This is a genomic window from Pyxidicoccus sp. M6 (genome assembly GCF_055568925.1).
In genome coordinates, this window is the sequence record NZ_CM145714.1 from 3540062 (window position 1) to 3556506 (window position 16445).

At 73.1% G+C, this 16445-nt stretch carries 7 protein-coding genes; 4 read left to right on the plus strand and 3 right to left on the minus strand.

What is annotated here, in order from left to right; genetic code table 11:
* Positions 1-14: 14 nt before the first annotated feature.
* Positions 15-3197: a lantibiotic dehydratase gene (locus ACVTJA_RS14720; RefSeq protein ID WP_465836999.1), complete on the minus strand. Its 3183-nt coding sequence runs from the start codon at positions 3195-3197 to the stop codon at positions 15-17.
* Positions 3194-4474 (minus strand): lanthionine synthetase C family protein, encoded by a 1281-nt coding sequence (locus ACVTJA_RS14725; protein WP_465837000.1) that lies wholly within the window; start codon positions 4472-4474, stop codon positions 3194-3196. The genes ACVTJA_RS14720 and ACVTJA_RS14725 overlap by 4 nt, the downstream gene beginning before the upstream one ends.
* Positions 4475-4716: 242 nt before the next feature.
* On the opposite strand from ACVTJA_RS14725, the gene ACVTJA_RS14730 reads away from it, so the two are divergent.
* A complete protein-coding gene (locus ACVTJA_RS14730; protein WP_465837001.1) occupies positions 4717-4863 on the plus strand; it encodes a hypothetical protein in 147 nt (48 codons plus the stop codon).
* Positions 4864-4982: 119 nt separating this feature from the next.
* Here the strand turns inward: ACVTJA_RS14730 and ACVTJA_RS14735 are convergent, their stop codons facing one another.
* A complete protein-coding gene (locus ACVTJA_RS14735) occupies positions 4983-5531 on the minus strand; it encodes a hypothetical protein (protein ID WP_465837002.1) in 549 nt (182 codons plus the stop codon).
* A gap of 130 nt (positions 5532-5661) precedes the next feature.
* Between ACVTJA_RS14735 and ACVTJA_RS14740 the strand changes: the two genes are divergently transcribed.
* The 3 genes from ACVTJA_RS14740 (at position 5662) to ACVTJA_RS14750 (ending at position 16433) form a co-directional block, all read left to right on the plus strand.
* Positions 5662-6924, plus strand: a complete 1263-nt coding sequence (locus ACVTJA_RS14740; protein ID WP_465837003.1) for a saccharopine dehydrogenase family protein — start codon at positions 5662-5664, stop codon at positions 6922-6924.
* Positions 6925-7051: 127 nt separating this feature from the next.
* Positions 7052-12082 carry a hypothetical protein gene (locus tag ACVTJA_RS14745; protein ID WP_465837004.1) on the plus strand — a complete coding sequence of 1677 codons (5031 nt, stop codon included), beginning with the start codon at positions 7052-7054 and terminating at the stop codon, positions 12080-12082.
* A 109-nt stretch (positions 12083-12191) separates the two neighbouring features.
* On the plus strand, positions 12192-16433 hold the full coding sequence (locus tag ACVTJA_RS14750; RefSeq protein WP_465837005.1) for a hypothetical protein: 4242 nt from the start codon (positions 12192-12194) through the stop codon (positions 16431-16433).
* Positions 16434-16445: the final 12 nt, after the last annotated feature.

The window sequence follows — 16445 nt, forward strand, 5'->3', positions numbered from 1 at the left end:
GTGCCATGACGATGTCAGACTCCCCGGCGCTGGCGGGCGGCCCGGGACTCGTAGAGCCGGTGCAGGAAGTCATACAGCACCAGCTCCTGGGCCCGCGCGGCCGAGCGCAGCATCCGGTTGGCGTGCATGTGCGCCAGGCTCGCCGCCACGTGGGGCAGCGCCTGGCCCAGCCTTCCTTGGAGCGAGAGCGCCCTCAGTCGCTCCATGAGCGGCGCGTTGCGCTCCGAGCGCCGCCGCAGCACCGCCAGCCCGGAGGCGAGCGCGCCCTCGGATGGAGGTGGATTCCAGAGGAGCGCCTCCAGCTCCCGGCGGTGCGCGCGGAAGCGCTCGCCCAGTTGCCGCTCGAAGGCACCGTCCACCTGGAACTCCTTCCCATGGGCCTCGCGCAGTCCCGCGAGGAGCTGCCGCCGTGCCTCCACGTCCAGGCCCAGGTCGTCCAGGAGCGCGTCGATGCCCCGCAGCGTGAGGCGCCAGCGCGCGTCCGCGCCCTCGTCACCCACGCAGGTGTCGAGCAGCTCCAGCGCGGCCTCGCTGTCGACATGGAAGAGGTGCTCGGCGAGCAGGATGCCCTCGTCGCCGCCGTAGCGCTCGACCTCGCGCTCGTACGTGTCCAACTGGACGCGGTGGACGAGCCCCGCGTGCAGTGACGGCGCCAGCGCTTCGTGCAGGCGCTCCAGCACCTCCGTCCTCAGTCGCGCCGGGTCGCCCTGGAGGCGCACCCGCAGGTGCCAGTCCGGGTCTCCGAAGCGGAGGAAGAACCACTGCTTCGCCGCGCCGGAGGCCAGCGCCTTTCGCGCCACCGGGGCCACGACGTCGCGCAGGACGGCGTCGGCGGTGGCCGTGCCCGTGTAGAGCTTCGCGTAGAGCCACTCCGAGCCCGGTGCGAAGGAGCGACTGATGGGGATGGGGCGTACCGGCGTGGCACGCGGCGGCGGCCGGGCCACGGGCGCCGAGCGCACGAAGGGCACCACCAGCTCGTGGACGAAGCGTCCCTCGGGACCCTGGACGCAGAGCCCCTCCGTGAGCAGCTCCACCAGCACCGCGTGCTCCCGGTCCTTCACCAGGTGGACGAAGGTGTCGATGCTCAGCGCGTTGTCCAGGTCCACCGGCAGCACGTTGTCCCGGTCCTCGACACCCACGAAGCGAGGCAGCCGCAGCTCGGCGCGCAGGCGCTGCACGGCCTGGAAGCGCTCCGCTTCGGACACCGCGCCCAGTGCCACCAACGTGGGGACTCGCAGGCGCCAGCGAGCACGGAAGAGGATGAGCCTTCCGGCGGTGACGCGAGGAAGGACGGCGCTGTCGGCGAGCGGGCCCCAACCCCAGCGGAGGCCCGGCGACACCCCCTCCTGCTGGAGCGTGGCGAGGAAGGTATAGGGCCGCAGGTGGGCCTTGCCGAAGTCGTGGACGTGGGTCATCCGGGGCAGGACTTCGCGCCCCAGGCTGGCGGACCGCAGGACGATGCGCCGGCCCTGGACGCAGACGCGCAGGTCGGTGATGGGTATCTGCTTCGCCACCGGCGCGCCCGAGTGCCCCAGGTACACGAGCTCGTACTCGCGCAGGACGGGGCGACAGATGACGTTGCCCACGCGCCCCTCGGGCAGGTGGACCAGCTCCGCGAAGAGGGCGTCCGGACGCAGCGCCTCCTCCGCGCGCAGGTGGGCCTCCACGTGCCGGTGGAGCTCCGGGTCCACGTGACAGAAGCGCCCCAGCAGCAGCGCGCCCGACGGCCCCACCACCGACTCCAGCACCACCTGGAACCGCCCCGCGTCGATGTCCTCCGAGGAGGTGGCCAGCACGCTCGCCATGACGGAGAAGGCCTCCGGCAGCGGGCCCGTGCGTGGGTTCTCCAGCGACTTCAGGTCCGCCTCGTCCAGCTCCAGTTGCTGCCCTCCGGAGCGCAGCAGCTCCGTCAGGCGATGCTGCAGGTGGGCCCGTCCGGGCCCCCAGGGCTGACGCTCGTCCCCGGCATTGGCGGGAAACGCGAGCCCCCGCAGGAGCGGGCTGGCCTCCGCGGTGATGGGATTGCCCGTCTCGAAGCCGATGCCCACGTCCTCGTCCAGCGCCTCCACGAGCGGCACTTCGCGCCCCTCGTAGCGCTGCACGAAGGCCTCGCGGAAGCGGCGCAGGGACGGTGACTCCGAGGCGGGGCTGATGCGGTGGAGCAGCGCCACGCCCCGCGCCAGCTCCTCCACCACCCGAGGGCCCAGCGTGAGCGCCGCGCCGGGCTTCATCAGGTCCACCTGGAAGAGGCGGCTCGGCTCGACGGGCGCGGGCAACGTCTCCAGCTCCCGGGCGATGGCGCGATAGCGGGACGGCGCGCTGCCCGGAGGCGAGGCATCCAGGTCCGCCAGCGCGCCCCGGACCTGCTCCAGGCGCTGGTGGTACCCGGCCAGGGCGGGTACGGGAGCCAGCCGCGCGAGCAGCTCGTCGAGGGGCTCGGGGCCCGTCACCCGGGGCGGCAGCTCGGGGACGAGGAGCTGGTGGTCCACGAGAATGCCGACGTAGGCCTCCGCCTCGTCGCGGGCCACATCGGGGTCCGCGGCGACGAGGGCCTGGGCCAGCTCGGAGAGCGGCGCTCCCGGACGGGCGCGCTCCAGCGTGGCCTCCAGGTAGTCCGTGGGCTCCACGGCGACCAGTTGGTAGGCGCGCGTGCGGCCCGTCAGGTGCGACTCGGCGTAGCGCAGCTTCCCGGCGCTTCGGTAGAGGCTGGAGTTGGGTCGGTAGCGGAGCGCCTCCCGTAGCGCGGGCTCCCGGGCGAGTTGCTCCGCCAGCGCGCTGACGTAGTCCATGTCCAGCCGCGTGTGGCGGCGGTACGTCTCGCGAGGCTCCAGCGTGAGCCGGGTGCTCGGGCCTGGCGTGCCCACGGTGGTGCCCGCGAAGAGGCCGAACGGCGTGGCCCGCGCGGCCATGCGCTGCCAGTAGCGCACCAACGCGCGCTCCACCTTGCGGCCCCATTCTCCCTCGGGCGCGCGGAGCCACTCGGGAAGGCCCTCGTCGAGCGAGGGTGAGGCGAGGAAGAGCGCCTCGCGAAGCTCTCCGCGCGAGAGGCTCGCCGCGAGGCGGCTCCGGAGCAGGGCGCGGTCCTCCCCGCCGCCTTCGCTCCAGGCGAGGAGCGCGTCGAAGGGCAGCAGGGGAGAGCGGAGGACGAAGAACCCCGACGTCGTGTAGCCGGGCAGCGCGGCGAGCGGAGCAGTCATTCCTGGACCGGAGCGAAGGGGGGCGGGGACATGAGCAGCAGGCGGTCCCATCCAGGCTCCACCGGAGTCGCCGCCGCCAGGAGGGCGAGGGCGATGCCGGTGGCCCCGGCGAGCAGCCCCGGCAGGTCCGTCCATTCCTCACCGCCGCCCGGAGGAACCTCCAGCGTCTGGAATCCGCCGATGCCCACGCCCGGCCGACGCAGCGAGAGGACATGCCGCAGCCAGCGGCGCGCCGCGTCCTCGAAGATGCCGTCGCCCGTCGCCTGGAAGAGCCGGTTGTACAGGTGCGCGAGCCCCGCCGCGCCATGGCAGAGGCCCGCGTCCCTCACGAGCTCGGTGCGGCTCCAGCGCTCCACCGACTCCTTGCAGAGCGCGAGCGCCTCCCGCTCCCAGCCGGCGTCACCCACCGCGCGGGCGATGCCATGGAGGATGAGCGCCACGCCGGGGTCGCCGTAGCACCACGCGGGACGGCTCGGCCAGCCGCGAGGCTCGCCGTTGGCGTCCAGGCGCGTGGGGAAGCGCGCGGCGTCGTCGTCGGGAGCGCGTTGCCGCATCAGCCAGCTCCATCCGCCCTGGAGCAGCTTCCGCGCGGAGGGCTCCGCGACGCCCGTGGCCACGGCCCCCGCGAGCACGGCGAGCACGCCGGGGACACCATGCGCGACGCCCAGGTTGATGCAGCCACGGGGGTAGCGCTCCCGGGCCTCTTCCTCGATGTGCCAGGACGGCGTCGTCCAGCGGAGGCCGTCCTCCACGGGCTCGGCGAGCTCGCCCAGCCGGGCCACCACCTGCTCCAGGCACTGGCGAGCGCCGGGGCGGGGAATGCGCTCCAGCGCGTAGGCGCCCAGCCCCGCCAGTCCACTCACCAGGTCATAGCGGTGGTGCCACGGGCGCGTCTGGAGGAACTCCGCGAGCGCGGCGTCGATGTCCGTGAGCGGGTCCTCGTCCGGTGACTCAGGGGTTCCCCGTACGTGCTGGAGGGCCCAGGCGATGCCGGGGAAGCCGTCATACAGGTCTGGCAGCAGCGTGGTGGTGACCAGCGCTTCGGTGGCCTCCTCCAGCAGCGCTTCCGCCCTGGCGCCGGACGGGGAGCCCGGAAACGCGCGCGCGTGGTAGGCGAAGAGGACGGCCAGGCCCGTCTGGCCTCGCATGAGGGAGGTGGCCAGGGGGCCCTGCACCGGGAAGCGGGGAAGGTCCTCGAGGATGTTCCCCACCGCGTGCAGCGCGGCCTCGCGCTCCGTTCCCTCGAGCAGGGGTTTCCAGTTCACCGTCCGCCGCATGCCTGCGTCCTCGCTTTCTCTTTCAGTTCCAACGCAGACAGACATCTTGCAGCGGTGCGTCGTCGGCGAGTCGAAAATCGCCCCCAGGTTGCAACTGTCATTGTGAGTGGGTTGGAATAATCTAGAGCTGAGGTGTGATTGTTATGTGAATGCAATTACTTTTGGACGCCCGCAAAGCGCTATTGCAAGCTTGGAAGGCCGCTCATCGGCGGTGAATCGCAACAATCAGAAGGGAAGGCGACATGAACCAGCACGACAACAAGCAGCCCAAGAAGCTGAGCCTGAGCCGTGAGACGGTCCGCATTCTCTCGAACCCGGAGGGCTCTCCCACGAAGAAGGAGATTACCACTCCGTTTTGTACCGAGGGTGGTCCTCGCTGCGAGGCGTGATGCACCTGACCGGCCGATAGGCCGGTGAGCCTCACCGGGTGGGGAACACCGTCCTCATCCGGTGAGGTATCTGAGGTGTGGGAGTCATCCCCTCACTGCCAGGGATTGCGGCCCTGGAATCAGTAGTCGAGCCGGAAGCAGCGGGAGACCCACTCCGCCACTTCCAGGTTGTCGCGAGGATTCGCGGGGCGCAGGGGCAGGGACGCCATCAGCTCGCGGACCTGGGCGACATGGGCCGAGCGGTCCTCCGCGCACAGCACCTGGCCGTTCTCGACGAGCAGCTCGTGGACCTCGTTGAACTTCCACGCGGGATGGAAGCCCATGTTGACGGTGAGGTCCCGCAGGAGGCCACTCGCCAGGAGCAGCGTGCCGGTGAAGAACACGGGGACGTGCAGCTCCCGGTACACGTAGACATAGTCGCGCGGCAGGTACTCGGGCCTCCTGCCAAACAGCTCCCGCCCGTGCGGCAGGGCGAGGTAGGCGTCCTTCAGCCGCAGCGAGGCATCCACGACTTCGTAGGTGCAGTAGAAGCCCCGGCGGTTGTCGCTGAAGCCGGTGTCCGGTTGGAGGCCGTGCTCGCGTGGCTCGAACAGCCCGGCGCCGTTGATGCCCGCCAGGGTGAAGGTCCGCCCCAGGTGGACCACGCTGTCGCCGATTTGCGCCGTCACGGTGGATGCTCCTCTGGCGGTGGATGATGTCACGTCCCGGGAACGGAGGCGGCGCGGCGCGTTCCCTCGTGGCCATCGGCTGCACGCCGGGGTTGCGGCGGCCGGGGCACGCGGCCAGAGTGCCGGGCCCATGAGCAAGTCCTCCGCCGAATTCGACGTCATCGTGTGGGGCGCCACCGGCTTCACCGGGCGCCTCGTCGCCGAGTACCTCGCGAAGACGCAGGACACCCACCGCGCACGGTGGGCCCTGGCGGGACGCGACCTCAAGAAGCTGGAGGAGGTGCGGCGGGGCCTCGCCTCGCTGGTGCCAGCATGCGCGGAACTGCCGCTGCTGGTGGCGGACGCGAAGGACGCGGCCTCGCTGGACGCGCTGGTGTCGCGCACGCGCGTGGTGTGCACCACCGTGGGGCCGTACGCGAAATACGGCAACGAGCTGGTGGCCGCGTGCGCCCGCGCCGGCACGGACTACTGCGACCTGACGGGCGAGGTGCAGTGGATGCGGCGGATGATTGACGCCCACCACGAGCAGGCCCGCGCGACGGGTGCCCGCATCGTCCACACGTGCGGCTTCGACTCGATTCCGTCGGACCTGGGCACGCTGATGATGCAGGAGCACATGCGCGAGAAGCATGGCGGACACCTGGGCTCGGTGCGTCTCTACATGGGGCCGATGCGCGGGGGCGCCAGCGGCGGCACGGTGGCCAGCCTCCTCCAGGGGCTGGAGGAGGTGGACGCGGACCGCTCGGTGCGGCGCGTGCTCGTCAATCCGCACGCGCTGGACCCGGACCCGCGCCAGCCGCGCAACGCGGCCGAGAAGGACCTGGCGACGGTGCGCTACAGCCAGGAGCTGGGGCAGTGGACGGGCCCCTTCTTCATGGCCTCGGTGAACACGCGCGTGGTGCGGCGCAGCCATGCGCTGCTCGGCTATCCGTGGGGCCGCGACTTCCTCTACACGGAGGTGGCCAGCCATGGCTCCGGCGTGAAGGGACTGACGCGGGCCACCACCGTGACGGTGGGCCTGGGCGGCTTCTTGGTCGCGCTCCAGCCGAAGCCGCTGCGCAAGCTGCTGGAGTCGAAGGTGCTGCCCGCGCCGGGGCAGGGCCCCTCCGCCGAGAACCGCGAGCGGGGCTACTTCGTGGCGCAGCTGTTGGGCGAGGGCAAGTCGCCGCGCACCGGGCGCGAGGTGAAGCTGAAGGGCAAGGTGGCGGCGCAGGGAGACCCGGGCTATGCGGCCACCGCGCGCATGCTCGCCGAGTCCTCGCTGTGCCTCGCCTTCGACGCCAACCCGACGCAGGGTGGGGTGCTCACCCCGGCCTCGAGCATGGGCATGCGGCTGGTGGAGCGGCTGCGCAAGGCGGGCATGACGTTCGAGGTGCAGGAGCTGGCCGCCTGAGCACGCCGGGCCGCGCGGGCTTCGCGCGGCGTGCTCGCCAGGTTGCCCTCGCGGCTCGCCCGGGTGGCAGTAATGACTCAGGAGTCCTGGCAGAGTTTGGGGGCTCCGGCGCTATGCTGGGGGCGTGATGATATGCCCAGTCTGTGCGCGGCTCCGCGCCGATGAAGCCGGGGCCGCGTGCCCGGAGTGTGGCAACACGCTCGTCCCTCCCACGGAGGCGCACGTCGAGGCGCTCGTCGAGAAGGTGCTGCGGCACCGCATCGACCGCTGGCGCTTCGACGGGCTCGTGGATGCCGCGACGGCCGCGAAGCTGGAGGCGTCCCTCTCCGCCACGCAGGCGCAGGCCGCGCCCGCGACGAAGCCCGTGGAGGCGCCGCAGCCGGTGCCTTCCGCCGACCGCGTGGAGGCCTGGGCGGATGATGTCGCTGACTCGCTGCGTCAGGCGGCGGGGTGGCGTCCGGGCTGGGGCGCGGCGCTGGCGCACAACCTGGAGGAGGCCGCGAAGGCGGAGCGCGAGCTGAAGGCGAAGCAGCGCGAGGCGGCGCGCGCGAAAGCCAGGCAGGCGGCGGGGAAGCACGGGGCTCGCGCGGGCCATGACGGTGACTCCAGCGAGGACGACCTCGGCTCGGCGCTGGGCTCGGGGCAGGCGCTCTTCGCGCACGGGCAGACGAGCGCGCTGGGCGGCGGGCTGGAGGCGGTGGTGGCGCTGGACGAGGGCGGGCCCTCGAGCACGCCGCGCCTCCACGAGTACATCTGGTGGTTCCTCGGCGCGGTGCTGGTGCTCGGCGGCTCGCTGATGGGCGTGCGCGAGGCGTGGCGGGCCCTGGGCGGCGTGCCCCGGCAGCTCCTCGTCACGGGCGCGCTCTTCGGCTACCACGCGGCCTTCATCGGGCTGGGCGCGTTCCTCGCGCGGCGCTCGCTGTCGGCCGGGCGCGTGCTGGCGGGCATCGGCCTCGCGCTGCTGCCGGTGGTGTTCGTGGCGCTGTCTTCGTTGGTGGCGCTGTCGCCGATGGTGGGCGTACCCGTCGCGCTCGGCGTCGCGGGCGTGGGGCTCCTGCCGCTGAGGATGGCGGGGCGGCTGCTGCACGGGACGTCGGCGGTGTCCCTGGCGGTGGCGCTGTGGCCGTCGCTGCTGGCCGGGCTGCCGTTGATGGGCTTCGAGGAGGCGCCCTGGTTGCGGGCGCTCTGCGCGGGGGCGGGCGTGGTGTCGCTGGGAGCCACGGCGTGGCGCACGCGCTCCTCCGGCCCGGGGAAGGCCGCGCTCGTCAGCGCGGGCGCGGCGCTCTACGGAGCGCTGTGCCTGGCCATCTTCAGTGTGGCCAGCGCGCCGGATGGCTTCGACGCGCTGGAGCCGGGCAGCGCGCTGTTCGCGGGGCTGACGCTGTGGGCGGTGGCACTCGGCGCGGTGGTGGCGGTGGCCGCGTCCTCGGACGTGGTGCGGGATGTGTTCCCTCGCGCGGGCGCGGTGGTGGAGACGCTGGCGCACGCGGTGGTGGCCACCGGTGCACTGGCGGGGGCGCTCGGTGCGTTCTCCGTGGCGGTGGGGGACTTCCAGACGGACCTCGCCTCGGCGCTCGCGCCCGTGCTGGCCGCGGGCGTCTTCTTCCTGTTGGAGCCCCGGCGCCGGGCGCTGGTGCATCCATTCGTCATGGCCGCGATGTTGAGCGGCGTGCTGCTCGCGCGCACGCAGGCGCCTGGGGATTCCACGTGGTGGGCCTTCGGCTTCGCGGTGGTGTGCTCGGGCCTGCTGCTGTTGGCGCGCGTGACGGCGGCGCATGGGACGCGTATCCGTCTGTTGACCTGGGCTGTCGTCGGCTCGCTGCTGTCGATGCCCGTCGTCATGGGCACCGCGTGGGGTTGGAACTGGGGGAGCGTGTGGCCGCAGGTGCTGACGGGCGCGTCCATCGCGGTGGCGGCGCACGTGGCGGGCGGCTGGCCCTGGCGGGGGCTGCACTACATCGGCGGCGTGGCCCTGCTCTTCGGTGTGCTCACGTACGTCACGGGCACGCCGTGGCTCAACGCGAGCGCGACGACCCTCGCCGTCCTCTCGCTGGCGTCGGCGCTGTATGGCCTCGTGGGGCTCGTGCACGGTTCGTGGGCGCATCCGCAGGGGAATGCCCACTCGCTGCGGCCCCTGGATGACCTGTCGCTGGTCATGGCCTCGCTCGGATTGGCGATGGCCGTCGGTGTCACGCCGGTGCTGCCCGAGGTGCTGGCCCCCTTCGTGGACCGCTGGAATGGCGGGCTGGTCTGCGTGCCCACGGCGCTCGCGTCGGCGGTGCTGCTGCTGCGCGTGCGGAGGGACGGCAGTCGGCTGGTCTCCTTCCTCGCGGCGTCGGGGCTCGCGCTCACGGTGGCGCAGGTCCTGGGCACCGTCTCCGTCCCCGGCTCCGCGTGGGCGGCCCTCGTCTCCGCGTGCATGGGCCTGGGCTTCGCGGCCTTCGCGGCGCTGCGCCGTCCCGTCCCGCCCGAGCCCATGGATGGAACGCCTCCGGTCCGAATCAAGGGACGGGTGCTGCTGGACCTCCTGCCGCTGCCCTTCGCCGCGAGGGGCCTGCACCTCTTCACGGACGGGTTCGCCGCCGCCGCGTTCGTGCAGGGCGCGGCCGCGACGCTCGCGCTCGTCAACTGGCTCTCCGCGCCGGATGACGTGGAGCGGCCGCAGGTGCTGCTCGCGGGCGCGCTGCTCACGCTCACCGCGCCGGTGGCCTTCGTGTCGCGCGGCTTCGTGACGTGGCGCCTGCGGGGCTCGGTCTTCACGCTGGCGGCGGGCGGCGGCTTCATCGCGCTCACGGCCGTCATCAACCGCGCGGGCCGGCCGCTTCCGCCAGACGTGTCCGCGTGGCGCCTGCCGCTCATCGGCATCGCGCTGTGGGGGCTCGCGCTGGCGACGCGGCGCTTCGGGCCCGGGCTCGGACGGCTGCTGGAGAACCCGTCGCACGGCCGCGACTACCATCTCGTGCCGCACCTGGGCGTGGCCGCGCTGGCGGTGGTCCTCGTGAAGAGCGCGGTGGCGGTGGGCATGCCGGACCCGTCGCGCGCGCTCGGCGTGGTGCCGCCGCTGCTGCTGCTGGGCGCGGCGCTGATGTCACTGCTGCTGGCGTACTCCTTCCGCTCGGTGTTCATCGCGCAGGTGGGGCTGCTGCTGGGGCTGCCGGGCGCGGCGTTGCTGGCCGCGCGACAGGACCTGCTCGGCCCGAGCCTCATCGCGCTCGTTCCGCCCGATGGTCAGTGGGTGCGCGCCACGGCGGTGCTCGCGTCCGGCGAGGCGCTGGACTGGCTCCAGCCCGAGGCGTGGCTCTCCCTGGGGGACACTCTCTTCTTCCTCTGGCAGCGGGCCTTCGCGGGCATCGCCGCGGCGGGGCTCGTCTATGCCGCCGCGGCCCTTGGCGCGCGGCACGAGCCGTTGAAGCAGGCCCTGCGCCGCGTGTCCGTCATCGCCGTGGGGCTCGTCTGCGCCGCCGCGTTCTTCCAGCCGGGGCTGACGGCGGCGGGGCTCGTCTTCGCGACGGGTGCGGCGCTCTTCGCGGGTGGGGCTCGCGAGAAGGGGCGCGGCGTGCTCGGCGCGGGCGTCTTCCTGCTCGTGCATGCGCAGGCGCACCGGGTGCCCTTCCTGGAGGCGTGGCCGGGTCCGGTGCTCGCGGCGGTGGGGCTGGCGGTGGTGGTGCTGGGCCCCTGGGTGGCGAGACGGCGTGGCGTGGACCCGAGCGTGGTGCGCGTGCGCGTCCATCAGGTCGCGCTGGCCTGGCTCGTGTCCGGCATGGTGTACGCGGTGGCCGTGACGGGCGAGACGTCGCCCGTGCTCGCCGTGCCCACGCTGCTGTGGCGGATGCTGCTGGGGCTGGGCGGCGCGTGGATGGTGTCCGTCGCGGTGCCGGTGACGCTGGCCCTCTTCGCCACCGCGCTGCTCCTGGCGGCGTTCCAGTGGAAGGGCGTCTTCGCCGGGTTCGTCGCCTGGTGGGGCGCATGCGTGGGGGGATGGGCCGTCGTCTCCGCGCTCATGGTCTCCCTCGTTCTTCGCGCGGGCGGCGCGCCGGGCTATGGCGAGCTCTTCACCACGTCCGGCGCCGCGCTGGCCCTGGCCGTCGCGGGCAGCGCGCTGGCCCTGCACCTGTCCCGCGGGCTGACGCAGCGCCGCCGCGAGGACGTGTCGGACGGCCTGGGCTGGGGACGCGACGGGTGGCTGGTCGTCGTGGGCGGGATGCTCGCCATCGTCGCGACGAGCGGTCGCGCCACCGAGGCGGCGCTGCCCTTGGCCGTCGGCGCCATCGGCCTGTCCGTCCTCGTGTCGCTGCACGCCGCGTGGCGTGAGCACACGGGTCGGCACGTGTACTTCGTGCAGTTGGCGGTGGTGGGCGTCTACGCGCTGGTGCGCAGCCTGTACGCGCCCGGCCTGCGGCCCGAGCACGACGCGCTCTTCGCGCTGGCGTTGGGCTTCGTGCTGGTGGGCGTGACGGTGCTGGCGCGGCGGGCCGGCGTGCGCCCGGTGGAGGCGGCGACGCGGCGCTTCGCGGCGCTGTTGCCCATCGGCGTGGCGCTGGTGCTGCCCGGGGATGCGACGCAGGATGCGGCGCTGCTCGCGGGAGGCTCGGGCCTGCTGTACGCGGCGCTGGGCGCGGTGGAGCGCAGCCGCATGTTCGGCGCGTTCGCGGCGGCGGCGTGCAACCTCGCGCTGCTCATCGCGGCGCTGGCGTACGGCCTGGAGGGGCTGGAGATATACCTCGCGCCGCTCGGCCTGCTGTTGCTCATGCTGAGCCAGTTGTTCTCGTCGAGCCTGCCGCACGCGGCCCGCAACGCGGTGCGCGTCGTCGGAGGGCTGCTGCTCTACGTGCCGGCGGCGGCGAAGCTGGCGATGCGGGTGGGGGAGTCGGCGGACGGGACGTATGCGCTCGTCTTCGGCGGTGTCTGTCTCCTCGGCGTGGCGGTGGGCATGGTGCTGCAGATTCGGGCCTACCTCGCGCTGGGGACGCTCTTCCTCACGCTGGACGTGGCGGCCAACCTGCTCAACGCGGGCCTGAGGGACCACCGCATCGGCTTCCTGGTGATGACGCTCACCGGGCTCACCATCGTCAGCGCGCGCGTGCTGGCCACCCTCAAGCGCCAGGAATGGGAGCTGGCGCTGAAGCGGGTGCGCGTGAGGCTCCAGGACTGGGATTGAGTCGCCCCGGAGGGCATGGGCCCCTCCGGGTCGTCAGGCATCGGAAGGCCCGGCGTCCATGCCGGCGGCGACCACGCCCTTTCCGCGTGCATCCCGCCTTCCGGTGCCCATGCGACGCCCGTCCGATGAGCCCATCTCCGACCTCAAGCGCATCCTGCTGCGCCTGAGCCTGCTCGACGGTCGGCTGGTGTGGCTCGTGGAAGGGCCGCGGCTCATCTGGCCCCAGCACGTGCACGACCCGCTCGTGCTGCTCGAGGAAATCGAACGGCACGGACGTCCCTCGTTGGCGGGGCTCCAGCGCGCCGTGCGGATGGTCCGCCCTCCATTGGCGGTGGACGTCCGGTGGCTCGGCGCCGCGCAGCGGGACCTCAAGGCGCTCCGGCGCCATCCCTCCGCGCTCGCGCTCATCGCCGAGGCCCGGCGCGTCTTCCGGCGCCATGGCTCCGTGGACGCGGCGTGGCTCGACGCGCGGCAGCACACGCTGGACGCGCTCTCGCGGCAGCTCGCGGCCGGCCCCCTGGAAGGGACGGCGGGCCTGCACTCCCTGGTCGAAGCCCTCCACGGCCCAGGCACCGCCAGGGTGCTGGAGCGAAGCGAGCTTCGGAGCCGCGAGCAGGGACGCCTGCGCCGGGCCGAGGGACGGCGGCGCATCGCAGCGCTCACGGCGCGCCTCTCCACGGACTCGCGCCTCGCGCCGTGCGACGCCTGCGAGATTCCGGACGACGTCCTCGATGGCTTCGCTCGCGAGGTGCTCCATGCGGACCGGGTGAGAGGCCGTCCCTTCGAGCGCCGCCTGCGGCGGACCGTGCAGGCGATGATGGCGTGGCCCGCGCCGCCGCCCGCCGCGGAAGGGGACACGCCTCCGGAACCGCTGCCGCCGTCCCTGGGAGACGCGGTGCGGGCGGTGGGGAAAGAGGTCATCGCGGCGCAGCGCTCCACCACGAACGCGCAGGCGCTGGCGCAGCGGGGGCGAGCGCTCGGGGTGCTCGGGCTGATGTTCCGCCCGGATGTGGAGGTCCTCCTCACTCCCTCGGATGTCTCGCTCGTACTGCGGAATGTGGACCGGCTGCGTGAGGGCCTCGCGGGGCAGCGGCTCGGGGTGTCACAGGTGCTGGAGTTGCTGCGGCTCGACAGGCACCGGAGCGATACCTCGAGCGACGTCCTCCACCCGCTCGGAGCGCTCGTGGCGCATGGCCTCGAGCTCTCCCTGGTCTCCGAGCTCGTCCGGGGCAAGCTCACCGGCGGGCTCGTCGAGCTGAAGAACGACGTGGAGGCGGCGCGCATCTGGGGACAATGGGCACTGCGGCTCGCTCCCATGCTGAAGAAGCCCGCGCGCGAAACGACGGAGATGGCGTCCACCTTCCGAGGCGTCGCCCAGAGCCGCAAGGCGCGGCTCGCGCTGCTTGGACGATGCCTGCTCACCCTGCGGTCCACGGCGAAGCCCCAGACGCTCCTCACGTGGCTTGATGCGACGCTCGGACTGGTGCGCTCCGCGCCGGAGCAGGCGCGCCAGCTCCATGCGGACCTGATGGGCACCACGCCCGGCCTCGGGCGCGGTCTCTTCCCGGAGTTCGCCACCTGGCTCGGAGAGGATGCCCTGCTGGACCGCTACTGCCACCTGCGGCGGCTGGCGGGCGAGCCGCAGGGACTGCCCCGGGCGCTGCTGCGCGACTTCGCCCGGGCCACGCGGCGTCAGGGCGAGCGCGAGCACCTGGCCTCACAAGAGGGTCTCACGGAAGGCCAGCGGCGCCGGCTGGAGCGGTTGGCGCATGAGGGGCCCCATCGGGACACACCGCCCTCGCCGGAGTGGACGCTGCGGCGCCTCCAGGAGCGGGTGGAGGCGGCTCAGGCTCGTGCCTTCGAGGTCCGTCTCGACGTCGCGCTCGACGCCGTGCTGCGCGCCGGCTGGGGCATCTGTCTGTCCTCGCTGACGCCCGCGTGGCGCGACGCCGTGCGCTTCCACCTGTCGACGGAGGAGAACAAGGAGCTGCTCGGCAAGCTGCTCCGCCACGCGGTGGCTCATCCGGGGCAGCCCCTGGTTCGCGCCATGCCCGCCAACATGCCGTGGCTCAAGCGCGCGGCGACGCGGATGGACGTGGAGGCGTGGCTCGCGTCCCGCTCCATCGGGGTGCGCCTCGAGGGCCGCCGGCACACGCTCTCCGTGGAGCAGGACCCGCTCCAGGTGCTGCGGATGGGCATCCCCTTCAACACGTGCCTGTCCATCGAGGGGGGCGGGTGTAGCGCCGCCACCGTGCTCAACGCCCTGGACGCGAACAAGCGCGTCCTCTACCTGCGCGACGAGGCCGGGAACATCGTCGCGCGCAAGCTCCTCGCCGTCTCCCGGGACTGGAAGCTCCTGGGCTACCGGCTCTACGTCGCGCTGGAGCGCGAGCTGCGGCCGGAAGTCGAGCGCGCCTTCCTCACCTTCTGCGTGGACCTGGCCACCAGCGCCCGGCTGCCGCTGGCGACCTCCGGCGAGCCGGAGACCCTGCACCCGGGTTCCTGGTACGACGACGGCGCCGTGCCCTTCCAGCTCTCGGACGCGGCAGGCCCGGCCGGGGACTTCGTGGCGGCGTACTGCCGGCACCTGGGGCGGCCCGTCGGTCCATCCGAGGCACTCCAGTACGAGGCGGCGGTGTGGTTCGCCCGCCAGCGCGAGGACGTCGGGGCGACGCTGACCGCCCTGGGACCGAACCTCGGAGGGGAGGTGCACCTGGAGGCCGCGCACTGGCTCGTCGAGCGCCTGGGTGAGGCCGAGTGTCTCCAGCTCTCGAAAGTTCATCCGACGCTGGGGTTCGCGCTCCTCCGCCGCGCCTTCACCCCCGACGCCGAGGCGATGCTCGCGATGCTGGGCCGCTTCCCGCGGGTGGACGACTCCCACTGGGAAGCGGCCAAGGCGCTCCTCGACCTCGCGAGCCCCTCCGCGGCGGCGGCGCGGATGCTCGTGGACGTGGCCCGGCGCGAGTCGAAGCGCTCGGCCCGTTACAGCGACCACGGCATCGAGCATGGCACCCTGCACGTGCTGCCGCCCCTGCTGGCGAAGCTGGACGTGGCCACGGCGCTCGAGCTGTGCGAGCGGGTGGCGCCACTCTGGGACTACGTCGGCTCGGCCGGGGCGCCCTACTGCGGGGACTGCCGCGACGAGGCGTGGCAGCGCGTCTTCGCGTCCTGCGTGCGGGCCTACGAGCGGCGGCCGGACCCCGCCGAGGTGGTCCGCTGCCTCGCGGACGCCCGACGGCACCCCGCCACGCACCGGGTGGCGCTGCACCTGGCCGCGCGTTTCCCCTTTCCCACGAACCTGGGGCGGCCCGGGCCGGTGCCCCGGGGCCTCACCTGCTTCGAAGGTGCCCCCATCGGCTGTCCACCGGCCTTGCGCGTCCTGCGCAGGCGCTGCGCGAGCAGCCGTGAGCTCGCCGCGCTGCCGGACATGCTCGCCGCGCTGTTGAGGCAGTCCGGGCCCGGCGCGTTCCTTCCTCCCGGTGCACTGCCGGTGCCCGGCGCCGCGCCCTTCGAGGCGCTCGCCGACCTGCGGCTCCACCTTCCCGGGCCCACGCGTGAAGTCCTGGCGCGCTGGGACGGTGCGCCGGCGGAGAAGGCGGTGGACCTCACGCCGCTGCGCGGAGCGCTCCACGCGCTCGACGTGGGCACGCGCCCCGGAGCGCCGGTGGAAGGCGAGGGCGAGGTACTGGAGCCGTGCATCGACGTGCTGGCCCAGGGAGGCCTGCCCCGGGAGTGCTGGAGAGGGGTGTTGGAGCAACTGATGGAGCGGGGAGCTCCGGACGCGTTGGTAGCGCGGGCCACGAAGGCCGCCTTCGCCGAGCCGATGAACTTCCTGCCGGATGGTGTGGAGGCGCTCCTGATCCGCCTCGCCGAGCGGCCCCGGGCGCGCCGGGCCGTCGTCGAGTTCCTGTCCCGGCTCCACCCCCTGGGTTGGCCGGGCTGTCATGCGCGCCTCATGTTGGAAGCGCGGGCCCGGGGATGGGACGCGAGCGCGCTGCTGGACGCGGTCTGCGCGGGCTGGGTCCGCCGCTTCCGGAGCACGGAGTCTCTGTACTTCGCACCCTGGCTCCCGGCCGGGCTCGTGGACTCGCTGGAGCGGGCGGCCCTCGCCCAGGGGCCGCTCATCTCCTTGCGCCTCTTCGGGGAGCTCCCCACGCACGCGCACGCGTCGGGATTCCTGGACCGTATGCTCGCCACGCTCCCGAGAAAGGCACTCCAGGAGGAGCTGGCCGTCAGTCCCCAGAACGACTCCGTGGAGCTCCGGCGCGGCTGGCTGGAGGCCGCACTGGGTGGGGGAGCATCACCGATGACCCTGACATTCTCGTGCGGCGAGAGCGCAAGGCTGCGTTGACGCTGCAATGGC